This window comes from Psychromonas sp. SA13A, assembly GCF_011378715.1.
In the GTDB taxonomy this organism is placed as follows: Bacteria; Pseudomonadota; Gammaproteobacteria; order Enterobacterales; family Psychromonadaceae; genus Psychromonas.
Genome location: NZ_WTKU01000020.1, coordinates 12,079 through 28,547, shown reverse-complemented (window position 1 = coordinate 28,547; position 16,469 = coordinate 12,079). Strand labels below are relative to the sequence as shown.

At 39.0% G+C, this 16,469-nt stretch carries 18 protein-coding genes; 10 read left to right on the top strand and 8 right to left on the bottom strand.

Annotation, left to right across the window (positions count from 1 at the left end):
• Positions 1-137 precede the first annotated feature (137 nt).
• Together GQR44_RS15340 and rmuC are read left to right on the top strand one after the other, a co-directional pair.
• Positions 138-389 carry a hypothetical protein gene (locus tag GQR44_RS15340; protein WP_028869371.1) on the top strand — a complete coding sequence of 84 codons (252 nt, stop codon included), beginning with the start codon at positions 138-140 and terminating at the stop codon, positions 387-389.
• The gene (rmuC, locus tag GQR44_RS15335; RefSeq protein ID WP_166372604.1) at positions 390-1,751 is read left to right on the top strand and encodes a DNA recombination protein RmuC; all 1,362 of its coding nucleotides are present in this window, start codon (positions 390-392) and stop codon (positions 1,749-1,751) included.
• 3 nt (positions 1,752-1,754) lie between these two features.
• Here the strand turns inward: rmuC and GQR44_RS15330 are convergent, their stop codons facing one another.
• The 7 genes from GQR44_RS15330 to def form a co-directional block, all read right to left on the bottom strand.
• A complete protein-coding gene (locus tag GQR44_RS15330; protein ID WP_346774368.1) occupies positions 1,755-2,357 on the bottom strand; it encodes a substrate-binding domain-containing protein in 603 nt (200 codons plus the stop codon).
• On the bottom strand, positions 2,309-2,638 hold the full coding sequence (locus GQR44_RS15325; protein WP_166372603.1) for a LysR family transcriptional regulator: 330 nt from the start codon (positions 2,636-2,638) through the stop codon (positions 2,309-2,311). The genes GQR44_RS15330 and GQR44_RS15325 overlap by 49 nt, the downstream gene beginning before the upstream one ends.
• Before the next feature lie 98 nt (positions 2,639-2,736).
• A complete protein-coding gene (locus GQR44_RS15320; RefSeq protein ID WP_166372642.1) occupies positions 2,737-4,185 on the bottom strand; it encodes a TrkH family potassium uptake protein in 1,449 nt (482 codons plus the stop codon).
• Positions 4,186-4,192: 7 nt separating this feature from the next.
• A complete protein-coding gene (trkA, locus tag GQR44_RS15315; protein WP_166372602.1) occupies positions 4,193-5,569 on the bottom strand; it encodes a Trk system potassium transporter TrkA in 1,377 nt (458 codons plus the stop codon).
• Positions 5,570-5,611: 42 nt separating this feature from the next.
• A complete protein-coding gene (gene rsmB / locus GQR44_RS15310) occupies positions 5,612-6,910 on the bottom strand; it encodes a 16S rRNA (cytosine(967)-C(5))-methyltransferase RsmB (protein WP_166372601.1) in 1,299 nt (432 codons plus the stop codon).
• 5 nt (positions 6,911-6,915) lie between these two features.
• Positions 6,916-7,869 carry a methionyl-tRNA formyltransferase gene (fmt, locus tag GQR44_RS15305; protein WP_166372600.1) on the bottom strand — a complete coding sequence of 318 codons (954 nt, stop codon included), beginning with the start codon at positions 7,867-7,869 and terminating at the stop codon, positions 6,916-6,918.
• Between the two features lie 27 nt (positions 7,870-7,896).
• Positions 7,897-8,409: a peptide deformylase gene (gene def / locus GQR44_RS15300; RefSeq protein WP_166372641.1), complete on the bottom strand. Its 513-nt coding sequence runs from the start codon at positions 8,407-8,409 to the stop codon at positions 7,897-7,899.
• A gap of 95 nt (positions 8,410-8,504) precedes the next feature.
• On the opposite strand from def, the gene GQR44_RS15295 reads away from it, so the two are divergent.
• From GQR44_RS15295 to GQR44_RS15260, 8 genes are all read left to right on the top strand, one after another.
• Complete coding sequence (locus tag GQR44_RS15295; protein ID WP_166372599.1) at positions 8,505-9,584, top strand: LysM peptidoglycan-binding domain-containing protein; 1,080 nt, start codon at positions 8,505-8,507, stop codon at positions 9,582-9,584.
• A 127-nt stretch (positions 9,585-9,711) separates the two neighbouring features.
• Positions 9,712-10,647, top strand: a complete 936-nt coding sequence (locus tag GQR44_RS15290) for a cache domain-containing protein (protein ID WP_166372598.1) — start codon at positions 9,712-9,714, stop codon at positions 10,645-10,647.
• A gap of 52 nt (positions 10,648-10,699) precedes the next feature.
• Complete coding sequence (dprA, locus tag GQR44_RS19985; protein WP_346774367.1) at positions 10,700-11,803, top strand: DNA-processing protein DprA; 1,104 nt, start codon at positions 10,700-10,702, stop codon at positions 11,801-11,803.
• Between the two features lie 8 nt (positions 11,804-11,811).
• A complete protein-coding gene (locus tag GQR44_RS15280; protein ID WP_166372597.1) occupies positions 11,812-12,288 on the top strand; it encodes a DUF494 domain-containing protein in 477 nt (158 codons plus the stop codon).
• Between the two features lies 1 nt (position 12,289).
• Entirely contained in the window at positions 12,290-12,850 is a 561-nt protein-coding gene (locus tag GQR44_RS15275; protein ID WP_166372596.1) for a topoisomerase DNA-binding C4 zinc finger domain-containing protein, read from the top strand.
• A 55-nt stretch (positions 12,851-12,905) separates the two neighbouring features.
• Positions 12,906-13,475 carry a Sua5/YciO/YrdC/YwlC family protein gene (locus GQR44_RS15270; protein ID WP_166372595.1) on the top strand — a complete coding sequence of 190 codons (570 nt, stop codon included), beginning with the start codon at positions 12,906-12,908 and terminating at the stop codon, positions 13,473-13,475.
• A 196-nt stretch (positions 13,476-13,671) separates the two neighbouring features.
• Positions 13,672-14,154 (top strand): 5-(carboxyamino)imidazole ribonucleotide mutase, encoded by a 483-nt coding sequence (gene purE / locus GQR44_RS15265; protein WP_166372594.1) that lies wholly within the window; start codon positions 13,672-13,674, stop codon positions 14,152-14,154.
• A 1-nt stretch (position 14,155) separates the two neighbouring features.
• Positions 14,156-15,304 (top strand): 5-(carboxyamino)imidazole ribonucleotide synthase, encoded by a 1,149-nt coding sequence (locus GQR44_RS15260; RefSeq protein ID WP_166372593.1) that lies wholly within the window; start codon positions 14,156-14,158, stop codon positions 15,302-15,304.
• A 78-nt stretch (positions 15,305-15,382) separates the two neighbouring features.
• Here GQR44_RS15260 and GQR44_RS15255 read toward each other — a convergent pair whose 3' ends face one another.
• Entirely contained in the window at positions 15,383-16,411 is a 1,029-nt protein-coding gene (locus GQR44_RS15255) for a class I SAM-dependent methyltransferase (RefSeq protein ID WP_166372592.1), read from the bottom strand.
• Positions 16,412-16,469: the final 58 nt, after the last annotated feature.

The following is a 16,469-nucleotide window of genomic DNA, read 5'->3' as shown; positions in this document are numbered from 1 at the left end:
GCAAAATAATGCAGCTTTTATTTATCATCTGCCTCTCGTAGATAACGTGCGCTATGTTTATTTTTTACGCTTGCCTATTCACTTCTTTATAATTACTGGTTAAAGTTACAGTTCTTACATTGTCGATTGGAAAAAACATGTTGAATCACCCGCTTACTCAAGCATTATCCTTAGCTTGGAAACTACTAACGGTTTTGATCTTACCTGTCATTATGGCTGTCTATGTAGAAGTGGTGGACACCTATTATATTGCGTTTTCTTTTTCTGATTTAGACCAGGGTAAAAATTTGCATAAGTGGGCTATTCTCGGGATTTATCTGCTATTTCTACTGTGTTGGAATAGACTTAACCCTCATGTGATCAATACATTAAAGAAAATGGAATATTAAATGCCAGCAGATTTATTGGCAAATAACAGCTTATTATTAATGAGCATTATAAGTGGTTTACTTTTTATCAGCTTATTAATCGCCCTTAACCGTTTATCTCACCACAAAACAGATCTTACTGAGCAGTATTTAGCCCTGAAGCTAAGTGAACAAAATCTGCAACACCAAACGCAACAAAATCAATTGCTAGACAGTAAAATAGCGGCTTTATCGTTACATAATGAAAGCTTGCAAGCACAGGTCAGTAAATTAACCACGCGTGTTAGAGAATCCGACGTTCGCTTGCAGGCAGGAGAACAACGATTACAAGATCAACAAGCAACGGAGGCAAAATTAAGCCAACAGTTTGAGGTCTTGTCACAGCGTATTTTTAACGACAAATCGACACAGTTCCAACAATTAAACAAACAATCCATCAAACAACTATTAGACCCTTTAAGTACTCAACTCGAAGGTTTTAAAAAGCAAGTAAGCGATTGTTATATCAATGAAAGCAAAGAACGTTTTAACTTAAAACGAGAAATCGACCAACTGGCTAACTTAAATAGCCTGATGCACCAAGAAACTCAGAACCTGACGAATGCTTTGAAAGGCGACAATAAGCAACAAGGAAACTGGGGAGAGGTTGTTTTACAGCGCATACTAGAAAACTCAGGTTTACGTGAAGGACATGAGTACCAAACTCAGGTCAATTTAAAGGATACACGAGGGCAACGCTTTCTTCCTGATGTAGTGGTTAATTTACCGCAACAGCGTAATATAATTATTGATTCAAAAGTGTCTTTAGTTGCCTATGAACGTTACTTTAATAGTGAAAATATTGGGGAGCAAAAACAAGCGCTTGATGCGCATTGTTTATCTATCCGTCAACATATTAAGGGCTTAGGGAAAAAAGATTATCAGGATTTAATTGGTGCCAACACACTCGACTATGTATTGTTATTTGTGGCCGTTGAACCCGCCTTTATTACAGCTTTAGAGCACGATCCAAGCTTAGTTCAACTGGCGCTCGATAATAATATTTTATTAGCTAGCCCGAGTAACTTAATGATTGCACTCCGCACTATCGAAAACCTATGGCGCTTTGAACGACAAGAAAAAAATGGGCAGTTAATTGCGCAACAGGCGAGCAAGTTATACGACAAACTACGCTTATTCAGTGACAACTTTTTAGAGGTTGGTTCACAGCTAGATAAAGCGCAAAAAACTTACCATAGCGCCCTCAAGCAGTTGAGCGTCGGTCGTGGTAATGTGATTCAACAAGCAGAGCAATTAAAGGGCTTAGGAGTGCCGATTAAAAGGCCGATTGCAGAGCAATTAACGCAACACAATAGCGAGCCAGAACAATTAAGTGAAGAATAGTTCTTACTTTAACAGTTGCATTATTTTAGTTTCAAACCATTGATAACGAGCAGGTAATTGACGATAACGCTTTTGCGTTAAATACAGAGCTTCGTGCGTTGCATTAGTTAATGGTACTATTTTTAATTGTTGCTGTTGGCTAAATTGCTGTACAGCACGCTTTTGCAAAATAGTGTAACCAACCCCCTGTGCAACGGGTAATAGTATTTGCTGTATTTGATTCACATAACCTTTGATATGAAGGCTACTAGGACCTTTATAATCCGCTGCAAAGTTACTTGAAAAGACCTCATCAAGAAAGTGTAAACCATCCGGGTGATTAATAAATCCCAATTTATTGAGTACTGCAAACCCAACATCTTCGCTTATATCAATTTTCGCCGGCAATACTAGTTGTAGCTCCTCGTAACCCACTAATGTTTGCTTGAGTTGTTCATGTACTGTTTGTCGAGTCACAATACCAAGGTCTATTTTATTATTGAGTAAGTCAGTAATGATGTTTTGATTTGGCGCCGCTTCTACAAATACGCTTAATTGCGGGTGTGTACTTTGTTGTTTTACAAAATAGGGATAGAGGAAGTTTGCGAGGGCACCTGAACAAGTGATGAACAGACGCCTTGCGTTGCATCATCATGATTAATACTTTCACTTAGTTGCGCTTCGAGATCTCGCATACTTAAGCCCATTTGATAGAGCTTTTCACCGGCTAATGTTAACTCAAACTGTTTGCCATAACGTGCTAACAACAAGGTATCAAAGTGTTTTTCAAGATTTTTAATATGTTGAGTAACACCGGGTTGAGTCATAAACAACTGCTCTGCGGTATGCGTAAAGTGCTTTGTCTCAACCAACTTCATAAAGGTGTTTAAATGCTTTTGATTAATCATGAGTATCTTCTCTTAATACGTTTTACCGCTGATGTATGAGTGCCAACTAATAATGACGATCGCAGTAGAGATTAGCTCACTATCAAAAAACAATATTTCTAACGACGCCAAAAATGTCCAGTAAACATGACTGCAACAGTTAATATCTCTAAGCGGCCCATTAACATGCAAATAGATAATATCCACTTAGAAACATTCGGCAGTTCAGCAAAATTACCAGAGGGCCCTATCGACTCAACTAACCCTGGTCCAACATTTGATACCGCAGTAATTGATGCTGTTAATGCCAGCATGGCCTGTGAACCAAATAGAGTAAGCAATAGAGTAGAGACTGCAATGGTCGCCATATAGGCAATTACAAAGGCTACTAATGAACGTAAAATTTCATCACTCACTTTACGATTATTGTATTTTTGCGTGAATAGCGCATGTGGGTGCATTAATAACATTAGATGACGTTTTAATAGGCTGAAGGCAATTTGAAAACGGAATATTTTCATGCCACCAGAAGTAGATCCAGAACAAGCACCGGTAAACAACAAAACAGCAAAAATAATTAAACTAAAATCCCCCCACGTTAGAAAATCATCTAAGCCAAAGCCAGTGGTAGTGATCACTGAAACCACATTAAATACACTCAACCTAATAGCATCAGCCCATAAGAACTGACCACTAATGACTAAATAAGCACTTAGACTTAATGAACAAGCAATCACTAACCATGCAAAACCTTGAATCTGGGCATCTTTCCATAACGGTTGTAATGACTTTTGCTTCATACCTCGAATCAACAATAAAAAAGGTAACCCACCTAAAAACATAAAGATAATTGCATTCCAATGCGCAATATGTGAAAAGTGTCCCATCGAACTATCGGAGGTGGAATATCCTCCTGTGGAAATAGTTGTCATGGCATGATTGACGGCATCAAAATTATCCATACCTGCAATTCGATAACCAATAAAACAACAGATAGATAAAAACATATAAACAAATAAAATATCTAAGGCAACACGACGTGTTTTTGCTGTGGATTTATCTGACCAGTCCGAGGACTCGGTTTGGAACAAGCGCATGCCACCCACATTTAAAAATGGCAAAATCGCTACGCCCATCACTATAAAACCAACACCACCTAACCATTGCAAAATAGATCGCCAAAGCAAAATACTAGGGTGCATAGTATCTAAGCCATGCAATACCGTACTGCCGGTCGTAGTAATACCAGACATAGTTTCAAAGAAGGCATCGCTATAACTAATATGTTCAATAAAAACAAAGGGCAAGGCAGCAAATAAACTAGAGAGCACCCATACACCAGTGGTTAATAAAAACATCTCTCTTACACCCAAATGCGAATGTTGTTTTTCGCCACCTAGGTATAAGAAAATAGCAGAAGCAATGTGTGTAATAATAATAGAAATTAAAAATTCGACGCCGCCCAAGGTGTTATTATAAAAAGCTAATAACATGGGAAAATACATAAATACTGCCATTTTAGACAGTACTAAACCTGTAATAAAAAATAGAGGACGGTAAGTCATAATTCGCAGCTTATAAGAAGAATGGACTTGGTTGGAATAGTTTTTCGATGTCGTTAATGTACTTCTTATTCACCAAGAACAGGATCACATGGTCATCACTTTCAATCACCGTATCATCATGTGCAATTAATACTTGTTCATCACGAACAATTGCCCCCACACTGGTTCCTTTTGGCAGTTTCAACTGTGATATCTCTTTGCCTACTACTTTCGAGGTCATATTATCACCTCGCGCAACAATCTCAATCGCCTCTGCTAAGCCTTCTCGCAACGAATAAACGTGTTTTAAGTCTGCTTTACGTACATGTGTTAGTAGAGCGGATAACGTGGCCTGTTGTGGTGAAATGGCGATATCCAGAATATTACCTTGGATCAGATCCACATAGGCATTACGTTGAATCAGCACCATCGCTTTTCTCGCGCCCAAGCGCTTTGCCAACATCGCCGACATAATATTAGCTTCATCATCATTAGTCACAGTGATAAACAGATCGATCTGGTCAATATGTTCTTCTAGTAGTAAATCTTGGTCAGAAGGATCGCCACAGAAAACAATGGTATTAGATAAGGTTTCAGATAAATACTCAGCTCGACGAAAATTCTTTTCAATCAATTTAACCGAATTTTCTTTTTCTAAACGCTTCGCTAAACTTTCACCGATATAACCACCACCGACAATCATAATGCGTTTATAGGGGTGCTCAAGCTTTTGCATTTCGCCCATAATGGCCCGAATATTCGGGCTTGCAGTAATAAAGAAAACTTCATCATCGGCTTCGATTATGGTTGTACCCTGCGGACGAATAGCTTTACCACGCCTAAATATTGCCGCTACACGTGCTTCAATATTGGGCATATGTTCTTTTAACGCAGAAATAGCATTACCAACCAAAGAGCCGCCATAATAAGCACGGATCGCCACTAATCCAACTTTGCCATTAGCAAAGTTAGCTACTTGTAAAGCACCCGGGTATTCAATTAGCTGAGTTATATAATCACTCACTAATTTTTCAGGAGCAATGATGTGGTCAATCGGAAAAGCATCTTTATTGAATAATTCTTTCTCATGCATAACCACACTTTGAGAACGAATACGGGCAATTTTTTTAGGTACGTTAAACAGTGTAAATGCGATCTGGCAAGCAACCATATTGACTTCGTCACTATTGGTTACCGCAATCAACATATCAGCATCGATAGCACCAGCATCACCGAGAGTATGTGGACTTGACGCACTACCTTGTACAACGCGTAAATCAAAGCGATCTTGTAACTCTTGCAAAGCTTCGTGGTTTTCGTCCACCACCGTGATATCGTTATTTTCGCCAACCAAGTTTTCCGCTAAAGAAGCACCCACTTGCCCTGCACCTAAAATAATAATTTTCATGTCATCTCACTGCTTATCGATTTACTGAATATCGCTTACTACTTATATCGCTTTTTGTAACTTAGCGTAATAAAATCCATCCATTTTTTCTTCGTTTGGTAATATTTGACGAGTTACTGCTTGGCCATCATAGTGCGCAGCTAATGGCACCAGTGATGCGTCACTTGTTGCAGCTAAAAAGTCCTTAATTTGTTGGTCATTTTCATCGGGTAAAATAGAACATGTTGCATATAGCAACACACCACCCGGTTTTAGTTTTTGCCATAACGCATGTAAAATATTTTTCTGTAAAGTGACCAGTTCACTAATATCACTATCACGTCGTAACCATCGAATATCTGGATGGCGACGTATCACTCCCGTTGCACTACAAGGGGCATCACACAAAATACGGTCAAACTGCTCTCCAGACCACCAATCATCTGGTTTAGCTGCATCACCATGAATAACCGTCGCTTGTAGATTAAGTCTTTGTAGATTTTCATTAACACGTACTAAACGTTTTTCATCAAAATCCACGGCAACCATCTGCTTCAACTCTGGTTGTAGCTCTAAAGTATGCACGGTTTTGCCACCAGGCGCAGAACAAGCATCCAGAACTAAATCACCCGGTTGTGCATCCAAATAATGCGCCGCTAATTGCGCTGCGCCATCTTGTACTGATACCCAACCTTCTGCAAAACCCGGTAATTGGTAAACATCACAAGCATTTTCTAAACACAATGCATTGTCATTAAACGCTGTCATCTCTGCTTGTTTATCTTGCTCGGTTAATAATGCAAGATATTGTTCACGATCATGAAAACGTGAATTTACACGTAACCACATTGGTGCTTGCTGGTTGTTTTCAGTCATAATTTCAGCTGCTTTTTCTTCACCATAAGCAGATTGCAACCGTTTTACTAACCAACTTGGATGGCAATACAGTAAAGCAGGTTGTTGATCAGCCTGAGCAATTAAGCTCTCTTGCTCGCGTAAAAAACTACGTAAAACACCATTTATCATGCCCTTTAACGCAGGTTTTTTAAGGGCTTTTGCACCATTAACGGTTTCACCCACCGCCGCATGGCTAGGAATACGTGTGTATAACAGTTGATAAATACCAACTAGGATTAAAAAATGTAGATCTCTTTGTTTACCCGTCAAAGGTTTTTTCATTAATGAACGACAGAAAAAATCTAAACGAGGCAATGTACGCAGTACGCCATAACAAAGCATTTGTACTAAGGCTTTATCTTTAGGGGAAAGCTCTTGCTGAATAGCAGGCAATGCTTGTGATAGTGATTGCCCCTTTTCTACAACTTGATTTAACACTTTAGCGGCAATCGCACGTACATTCATTATCATTAACCTTGTTCGAGTAAGTTGCTAGAAACTGTAAACAGTTCACGGCGAGAATTTAAAACATCTTGGACTGGCATTGCTTTTTTTCCTGCCAGTTGAATCACTTCAAGGTTGATCACACCTTGGCCTGTAGCAACTTGAATACCCTTTTTATCAACCTCTAGAATAGTGCCTGCTGGCGCTGTGCTAACGGCATCTACTAACGAGGCTTTATGTACTTTAATGACTTGTCCCGCCCATTCAAAATAGCTAATAGGCCAGGGGTTAAAGGCACGAATGCATCGGTCAATAAACTCGGCTTGATCATTCCAGTTAATTAAGGCTTCGGCTTTACTCAGTTTTTTAGCATAAGTTGCCGCATTTTCATCTTGTTTTTGTGCCGTTATTTGCCCTGTTTGTAATTGCTTGATTGTTTCAATTAATACCGCTGGAGCTTGTTTGGCAACTTTTGCATATAAAGAAGCACTGGTTTCATCTGTATCAATCGGACAGCTTACTTTTTTAAGCATATCCCCAGTATCTAAGCCTTCATCCATTTGCATGATGGTAACGCCGGTTTCTTTGTCTCCGGCCCAAATAGCACGTTGGAAAGGTGCAGCACCACGCCATCTAGGTAACAAAGACCCGTGTACATTCAAGCACCCTAAACGCGGTGTAGTTAATACGCTATTTGGCAAAATCAGACCATAAGCGACCACAATCATTAAATCTGCATTTAATGCAGCAAGTTGCTCTACACTTTCGGCTTGTTTAAAGTTCTCTGGTTGATACACGGCGATATCATTTGCTAACGCCACCTCTTTTACTGCACTTGCTGTCAGTTTTTTGCCTCGCCCTGCTGGACGATCTGGCTGGCTATAAACGGCGACAACATTAAAGTCCGCAGTAATTAACGCTTGTAAATGATTAGCAGCAAAATCAGGCGTACCTGCAAAAATGATATTAAGTTTTTCCACGAAACAACCTTATAAATATGAAAATAATTATGAAAACTTTTTATTTTGACGCTGTAATTTTTCTAGCTTGGCTCTAATTCGCTTTTGTTTGAATGGTGAAAGATAATCAATAAATAATTTACCTTTTAAATGATCCAATTCATGTTGAATACAAACAGCAAATAAACCATCAGCCTTAACCACTTGTGTTTCACCCTCTAAATCTTGATATTGCAAAGTAACGAACTCTGCACGCTCAACATCGGCATTAGTATCTGGAACAGATAAACAACCTTCTTCCGATACTTCTACGCCAGAACTCTCTAGAATAGTAGGATTAATAAGGGCAATAGGTTGGTTGCGATCTTCAGACACATCAATAACAACGATGCGTTGGTGGATGTTGACCTGTGTTGCAGCTAAACCAACACCATTTTCGTCATACATAGTTTCTATCATATCCGCTGCAATTTTTTTAATTTCAGGGGTGATCTTGTCGACAGGTTGGGCTACAGTTCTTAGACGTTCATCTGGAAAATGTAATACTTCAAGTAAAGGCATGGTATTATCGCACTCATAGTTAATGTTCAAAATGTTAATTCTAGTCATTTCCCTTTGCAAAAAACAGTTTTATTAATCACAGGACAAGGATTGTTATGAAATTAAAACTCATTGCTTCACTGATATTCGGTGTCGCTCTGTCAATGACCGCTTTTGCAGACAAGATTAAACTCAAAGGAGATCACCCAGAAACCTACATCGTACAAAAAGGCGATACACTATGGGGCATCTCATCTCATTTTTTAAACAGCCCATGGTTATGGCCGCGTTTATGGGAAACAAATACACAAATAAACAACCCACATTTAATTTATCCTGGTGATGTTTTAAATCTGATCTGGATAGATGGTGAACCGAGATTAACACGTAAGCAGTTAAAAAAATTATCGCCGACACCACGCTTACAAGAAAAAGCGCAAGCAATTCCAACGATCCCTTTACAAGCGATTTCAGCTTTTTTATCAAAAGACCATATTATTGACCCCGATTTATTACGCAATGCACCGCGTTTATTAGGTGATGCACTCGGCTCTCCACGTTTTTTTGAAGGTGATATTTTCTACGCTCAAGGACACTACGATAAAGATAAACTGTACGGTATCTATCGTTTAGGTGAAACCTATAAAGATGAAGCGGAAAATAGCTTAGGTACAAAATTAATCTTTATTGGTTATTCACAGGTATCAAAAAGTACCAATGTTGATACAACCGATCAGGTCACACCACATGACTTTATTAAAAGCTCCCGAGAAGCGCGACAAGGAGATTTAATTTTATCTATTCCTGAATTTGACTCTTTACCTGCTTACTTTATTCCTCAGCCAGTACCTAAAAGTAAAAAAGGGCATATTTTAGCTGCTTTAAATAATGCAACGGCTATTGGCAAGTGGGATGTAGTGGTAATTAATAAAGGTAAAATAGACAGTATTAAGATTGGCTCTATGTTTTCTATCTTACGCTCAGGACCTGCATTATTAATTAGAGATGCTAATATCATTTATAAAGAAGATGGGGACGCATTCGATAAACTAAAAGAATCAAGTTTAATCCTTCCCCCAGAACGAATAGGCGAACTAATGGTGTTCAAAGTCTACGATCAAGTTAGTATTGCTATTATTATGCGCGGCAAAGATGTGATGGGAGCTAAGTCTGAGATTGAAGGTTTACCATTTTAATAGGGCATCGATAACTCCGGAACACTACATAATATTTAAGCACTAACCAAAATCTCAACGTTTTAGGCTTACTCCTGTGACGAGTAAAAAGTAATGTTTGGCACTAATTAATTGGGAAACATATAAAATGCACTATCAGAATAGACCCAGAGAAAGCTTCAATAAGTTTGCATTTTTAATTTGCCCTAAAATGCCTAAGCACTTTCGCTTATGGACGTTAAGCAACCCTAAATGGTTGCTTTTGCTAACGATGCTCGTTGTAAACTTATTTAACGGTTCGATTATTTCTAGCGCTAATGCGTCAGACATGAAAAACTCATTACAAATCAAAGCAGCTGACGAGATTGAAGCAAAGCGAGAGTATCTAAAACACATTATTGGCCAACAGGAGAGGTTACTTACTTCATTGGTTGATACGCCTTTCATGAATGCGTACATAGCTAAAAACCAAGATTCAGACCGAGATAGGTTGAGTGAACTGTTCCTCACTGCAGCCGCTATCAATAGGCATTACATGCAGGTCCGCTTTATAGATGCTCAAGGTCAAGAAAAAATTCGAATTGAACAATCCAATAATAATTTAGCACCAGTGATCATAAAAGAGGCAGCACTCCAGGATAAAAGTAGTCGTGAGTATTTCAGCGCTACTCAAAAAACACCTGCAGGAGAACTTTGGCACTCACCCTTTGATTTGAATATAGAACAAGGGGCGATTGAGCAATTAATTAAACCTACCTACCGAATCGCTCATCCCGTTTATTTTGATGGTGCTTTTTCTGGTATGGTCATTATCAATTTAGATATGACTTATGTGCTCAATTATTTAACTGAATCTAATAATTTTTTGGTCTACCTTGTTGATTCTGATAACGAATTATTAATACATCCAGATCCTAAAAAATCTTGGAGCAAATATCTACCAGGCCGAAGTAAATACTTACAAACAACTGCATTAACATCAGAAAATATGACTCATTCTTTAGAGGATATATTTAAAAATGGTGAAGGAATACGCATTATATTGCGAGAAAAAATGAGTAATGAATCAAGTACTAAAGATTAAGTTGAAGGGTTAGCATTTTAAAGGGCAGACTCTTTAATTAAGAGAGGTTGTTATTCAAAAAAATCTATTTGAACAAGATAGCGAACTTGATCCTCTATATTGCTGGATAGCACTTGATGCTATTCCTAGCTTACAAAAGCGCAAAATTTTTACATTACTATCGCATTACTCTATTCAACAGTTATTTCAACTTAATGCAAAGCAACTAAGTCAACATAACCTTAATCCTGAACAAATAAATGCTTTTTTATCCCCTAATCAATTACATATACAAGCTTGTCTCGATTGGCAGGATAGTGCACCAGACCAAGCGATTATAAGTTATGCAGACCCACGCTACCCAAGTTTATTAAAACAGATCAGCAGCCCACCTCTTTTATTGTTCACTCAGGGAAACCTAGCGTTGCTCAACTCGCCACAAATTGCCGTTGTTGGTAGTCGAAGTTGTACTCCCTATGGGCAAGAAAAAGCGATGTTATTAGCTCAACAACTTACTCAATCAGGTTTAACCATCACCAGTGGCTTAGCAATAGGCATCGATGGTGTCGCTCATCAAGGTGCGTTAAAAGAAACCGGAGCGACTATTGCAGTATTAGGTACCGGCCTTAATAATATTTATCCGAAACGTCATTTATCATTAGCCCATAAAATACGTGAAAAAGGTTTATTAATCTCTGAATTTTGGCCTGATACTCCTGCTTACCCAAGTAACTTCCCTCGACGTAACCGAATAATTTCAGGCTTAAGCTTAGGCACCTTAGTGATTGAAGCTTCAGTAAAAAGTGGATCCTTGATCACTGCGCGTTATGCCGCAGAACACAACAGAGAAATTTTTGCGCTACCGGGTTCAATAGATAATCCACAGGCCTGCGGTTGTTTAAAACTGATCCAGCAAGGTGCCAAATTAGTCTTAACCAGTTCAGATATATTAGAAGAATTTCCGCTATTAAACGTTTCTCCACCACCCTCGGAAAAAGAAAATAAAACACCTAAAAATCAACATGTTTTACTCGACATGATCGATTACCATCTGACCAGTTTTGAGACTATTTTAGCCCGTAGTGGTTGGGATGTGGTGAGCTTACAAAATGAGTTAATAGAATTAGAGATAAATGGTATAATTAACGTCCAACCGCAAGGTTACATTAAGTTATAAGGTCCGTTATGTTCGAAATTATCATGTATCTCTTTGAAAGTTATATCCAAGTTGATCAAACTATGGAGCTTGATACGCAAGAGGTGACCGATGAATTGATGCAAGAAGGCTTTCAGAAGTCAGAAATTAACAAAGCGTTAGCTTGGTTAGACAACCTTGCTAATATGCATAACCAAGAACCCCAAAGCAGAACCATTGCTGAAAAAGCAACCTCTCATCGAATCTATAACAAAATAGAACAACGCCAAATTTCATTAGAGTCGCGTAATTACATTAGCTATTTAGAAGAAGCTAAAATACTAACAACACATACGCGAGAAATGGTCATTGATTGCATTATGTCATTAGAGAGTGGCGGTGAACTGATTTTAGAAGATGTAAAATGGTTGATCCTAATGGTTTTATTCAACGATCCCGTCAGCGATGATGCATTCTTACAATTAGAGTCAATGTTAATGGATTTCGAAGAAGGACTGATCCACTAATATGGCTAATTTAGATACGCACCATAAAAAGATTTCAGAAGCTTGTCCTAAGTGTGCGTCACCATTACATATTAGAAATGGTAAACAAGGACCATTTTTAGGTTGCAGTGCTTATCCTACCTGTGATTATTTACGCCCATTACATGAAAAGAGCGACATCAAAAAGGTATTAACTGGAAGTAGCTGCCCTCTTTGCCAACATGAATTGGTGTTAAAACAAGGCCGTTTTGGATTATTTATAGGTTGCAGTGACTACCCTAACTGTGAACATACCGCGCAATTATCTGAACAAAATAAGACAACAGAAAACATTGAAAAAGAAAACTTAGTCCCCTGCCCAAGCTGTAAAAAAGGCCATTTAGTGGCCCGCCAATCTCGTTTTGGTAAAACGTTTTATGCCTGTGACAATTACCCTGATTGTAAATATGCAGTGAATGATAAACCCGTGAATGAGTTCTGCCCTGAATGTAAGTGGCCTATATTAGTTGAACGAAAAACGGCTACCGCTACACGTATAATCTGTCCTAAAAAAGGATGTGGTTATCGAAGTAAGCCTATATAATTATCGGCTGTTTGATATTAAAACAGCTTAAACTTTATAATTAGTGGGACTCTTAATGACTATCAACGAAGATGCGCTTTCTGAAGCACTATTAGCGTTAACAACACAGGGTGTTATTGCTTACCCTACTGAATCTGTTTTTGGCTTAGGTTGTGATCCTGATAGCGAAGTAGCGATTCAAAAAATTCTCGATTTAAAACAACGCCCCGCCCATAAAGGGTTAATTCTAATTGCCGCAAATATCGAGCAATTACAAAATTATGCAGACTTTTCATCATTAACTCCAGAGCAACTGAATAATATTAAAGCAACTTGGCCCGGACCTTTTACTTGGGTTGTACCGGTGCAAAGCTCATTATCAAAATTGGTCAGCGGCGACTTTGATAGTATTGCTGTACGAGTGACCAAGCACCCCGTAGTGCAAGCCTTATGCACCGCATTTGGCAAGCCAATCATTTCCACCAGCGCAAATTTATCGGGTGAACAAGCCTGCACCACCACGTTACAAGTTAAGCAAATGTTTGTTAATCACCCACTACTTGATCATGTGATTGATCAACCTGTAACTGGGTTAGAAAACCCTTCACAAATCCATGATGCGTTAACCGGTGAACGCTTACGCTGATTGCTTAATATGCTATTAATCATAGCTTCAGTTGACACCTTTATGATTAAAATGAAGGTGTACAAAATTCCTACATTTTTAGCCTCATCTCAATTCCCTAATTGATAGACCTAACTTTGCATCTTGTAGGGTAACGGGTATATAATCGCGCGCATCATTGAACGATATTTAAATAATCCCCTATACAGGAGTATGCATGAAAGTTGGTATTATTATGGGCTCAAAATCTGACTGGCCGACCATGGAACACGCGGCAAATATGCTAGATTCTTTTGGTATTGAGTATGAAACACGTGTTGTTTCTGCACACCGTACTCCACAACTATTAGCTGATTACGCTTCTAGCGCTGCTGAGCGTGGTATTAAGGTGATTATTGCTGGTGCAGGTGGTGCGGCGCACTTACCTGGCATGGCTGCCGCTTTTACCAGTTTACCTGTATTAGGTGTTCCAGTTCAATCTAAGGCACTTAAGGGCATCGACTCTTTATTATCAATTTGCCAAATGCCTAAAGGTGTTGCAGTAGGCACACTTGCTATCGGCGAAGCGGGTGCTGCGAATGCGGGTTTATTAGCAACGCAAATTCTAGCTTGTCAGCAACCAGAACTACTCGCGAAAGTTGACGCATTCCGTCAAAAACAAACAGATACTGTCTTAGCTAACCCAGATCCTGCGATTTAATATGAACATTTTAGTATTAGGTGCAGGACAGCTTGCACGTATGATGAGCTTAGAGGCTGCGCCATTAGATTTGAACGTGCGTGCTTATGACGTGGGCTCAAAACAGGTTATTCACCCACTAACGTTGCAATCCTTTGAGCAAACACTTGAAGAAGCGATCGCTTTAGTCGATGTGATCACCTGTGAATTTGAGCATATTCCCGATGACGTGCTCACGCTTTGTTGCGCAAGTGGTAAGTTCTTTCCAGGTAAGGCCGCAATCAAAGCTGGTGGCGACCGCAGCATTGAAAAAGCCTTACTTGATAAAACTGGCGTTCCTTCTGCTCCTTATAAACTGATCACTGAAAAACAACATCTGGTTGATTCAGTTTCATTACTCGGTTTACCGTTAGTCATTAAAACCTGCCAAGCCGGTTATGACGGAAAAGGCCAATGGCGTTTAAAATCAGTCGACCAACTAGATTTGATTTGGTCTGAAATGGCTGAGTTTATTGCTGCTGGTACAGAAAGTTTTCCACATAGCATTATTGCAGAAAAAATGATCCCTTTTAATCGTGAAGTATCAGTGATTGGTGCGCGTGATAAAGCAGGAAATATTGCAATCTACCCTGTTACTGAAAATCAGCATACGGATGGTGTATTAACCTTATCCTTGGCTATTGAAATGGATCTTAGCATTCAACAACAAGCGATTGATGCATTTAATAGATTATCAACAGAAATGGGTTATATTGGTGTATTAGCCATTGAATTCTTTGATGTAGATGGACAATTGATGGTCAATGAGATTGCTCCGCGTGTACATAACTCTGGTCACTGGACGCAACAAGGTACAGTTTGTAGTCAGTTTGAAAACCACATGCGCGCTGTTGCCGGTTTACCATTAGGTGATACTAAGCAGCAAAAAGTCAGTGCGATGATCAATGTATTAGGTCAAGCGAGTATAAGTAAGCAAGTGCTTACTATCAGTGATGTTAAAAGCCATTGGTATGGAAAAGCACAACGTGCTGGTCGTAAGATGGGACATATTAACGTCTCAGCAGAAAACAACGCTGCTTTAGCAGATAAATTGTTGCAACTAGCTGATATTTTACCTGAGCAAGATTATCCAGGTATAAAAAGTACTGCGCAACGTTTGTTAGAAAGTTAATACGCTCTAATGTTTGAGCAAAAAGCCGAGTTTACTCGGCTTTTTTGTACCTGCAGGTAAGGGTAATCAGTATAGTTATTATAAGGTTAACGCTACTATTTTTAATGGGTGGTTATCATCAAATGATGGAAAGTCTTGATGACAATCTAACCATTCAACATGGCTTACTTCTCTACCCTGTTTTTCAACACAACGCACTAAACTTTTAAACCATGCTTCTTTATCAACTTTCGCTACATTGTTACAACACACAATGGTGCCGCCCGGTTTAGTGGTTAGTACTGCCGGTTTAAATAAACTTTGGTAATCATTAACCAGATCAACGGTACCAAATGCACTTTTAGCAAAACGAGGTGGATCTAAAAAGACCAAATCAAACTGAGAAGCAGACATTTTAGGGTAACTAGGCAGTTTTTTATTATTTCGGCTCGCGACTTTAAGCCCTGCTAACTGGCGCAATGCCGGAAAAGCATCACTTTGAATAAACTGGCAAACTGACTCAACGCCGTTTAACTGCGCATTTTTTTCGCCAGCAGCTAATGCAAAAGAGGAAAAATCAACATTAAGCACTCGTTTAGCGCCACCTACTGCAGCTGCAGTGCCAATACCACAGGTATATGAAAATAGATTGAGTACCGTTTTTTTATGGCTGTTTGCTTTAACAAACTCACGCCCAACACGCATATCTAAAAATAATAGCGGGTCCTGTCCTTCATGGCGCAGCTTGCTAGTAAACAATATGCCATTTTCAGCGATCACTTGCTGAGAATGTGCATAAACATCAATGTCTACATCAAGTTCATTGATAATACGAGAGTTTTTATTAGACCGATCGTTATACACAATAGGTAAATCAGCAACACTTAACAATACGTTACGGATCGATTGTAGCTCTTCCTCGTTAAGTGTTTGATGAAAAGTCTGAATTAACCAAGCATCGCCATAACGATCAATATTAAGCCCGTTAATACCTTCAACCGTGCCATGAAAAACACGAAAACAATCTGTTTTTGGGAAATCTGTTTTCGGTAAATCAGCAATCGATAAATTATTAATAAGGGTCTCGCGTTTTGCTAACGCAGTGGTTAATAAAGCAGTTATTGGCATAATCAAAAAACTCAGTAAGGGAAAGTAGCTATTTAGCAGAAAAATATGCCAGATAATG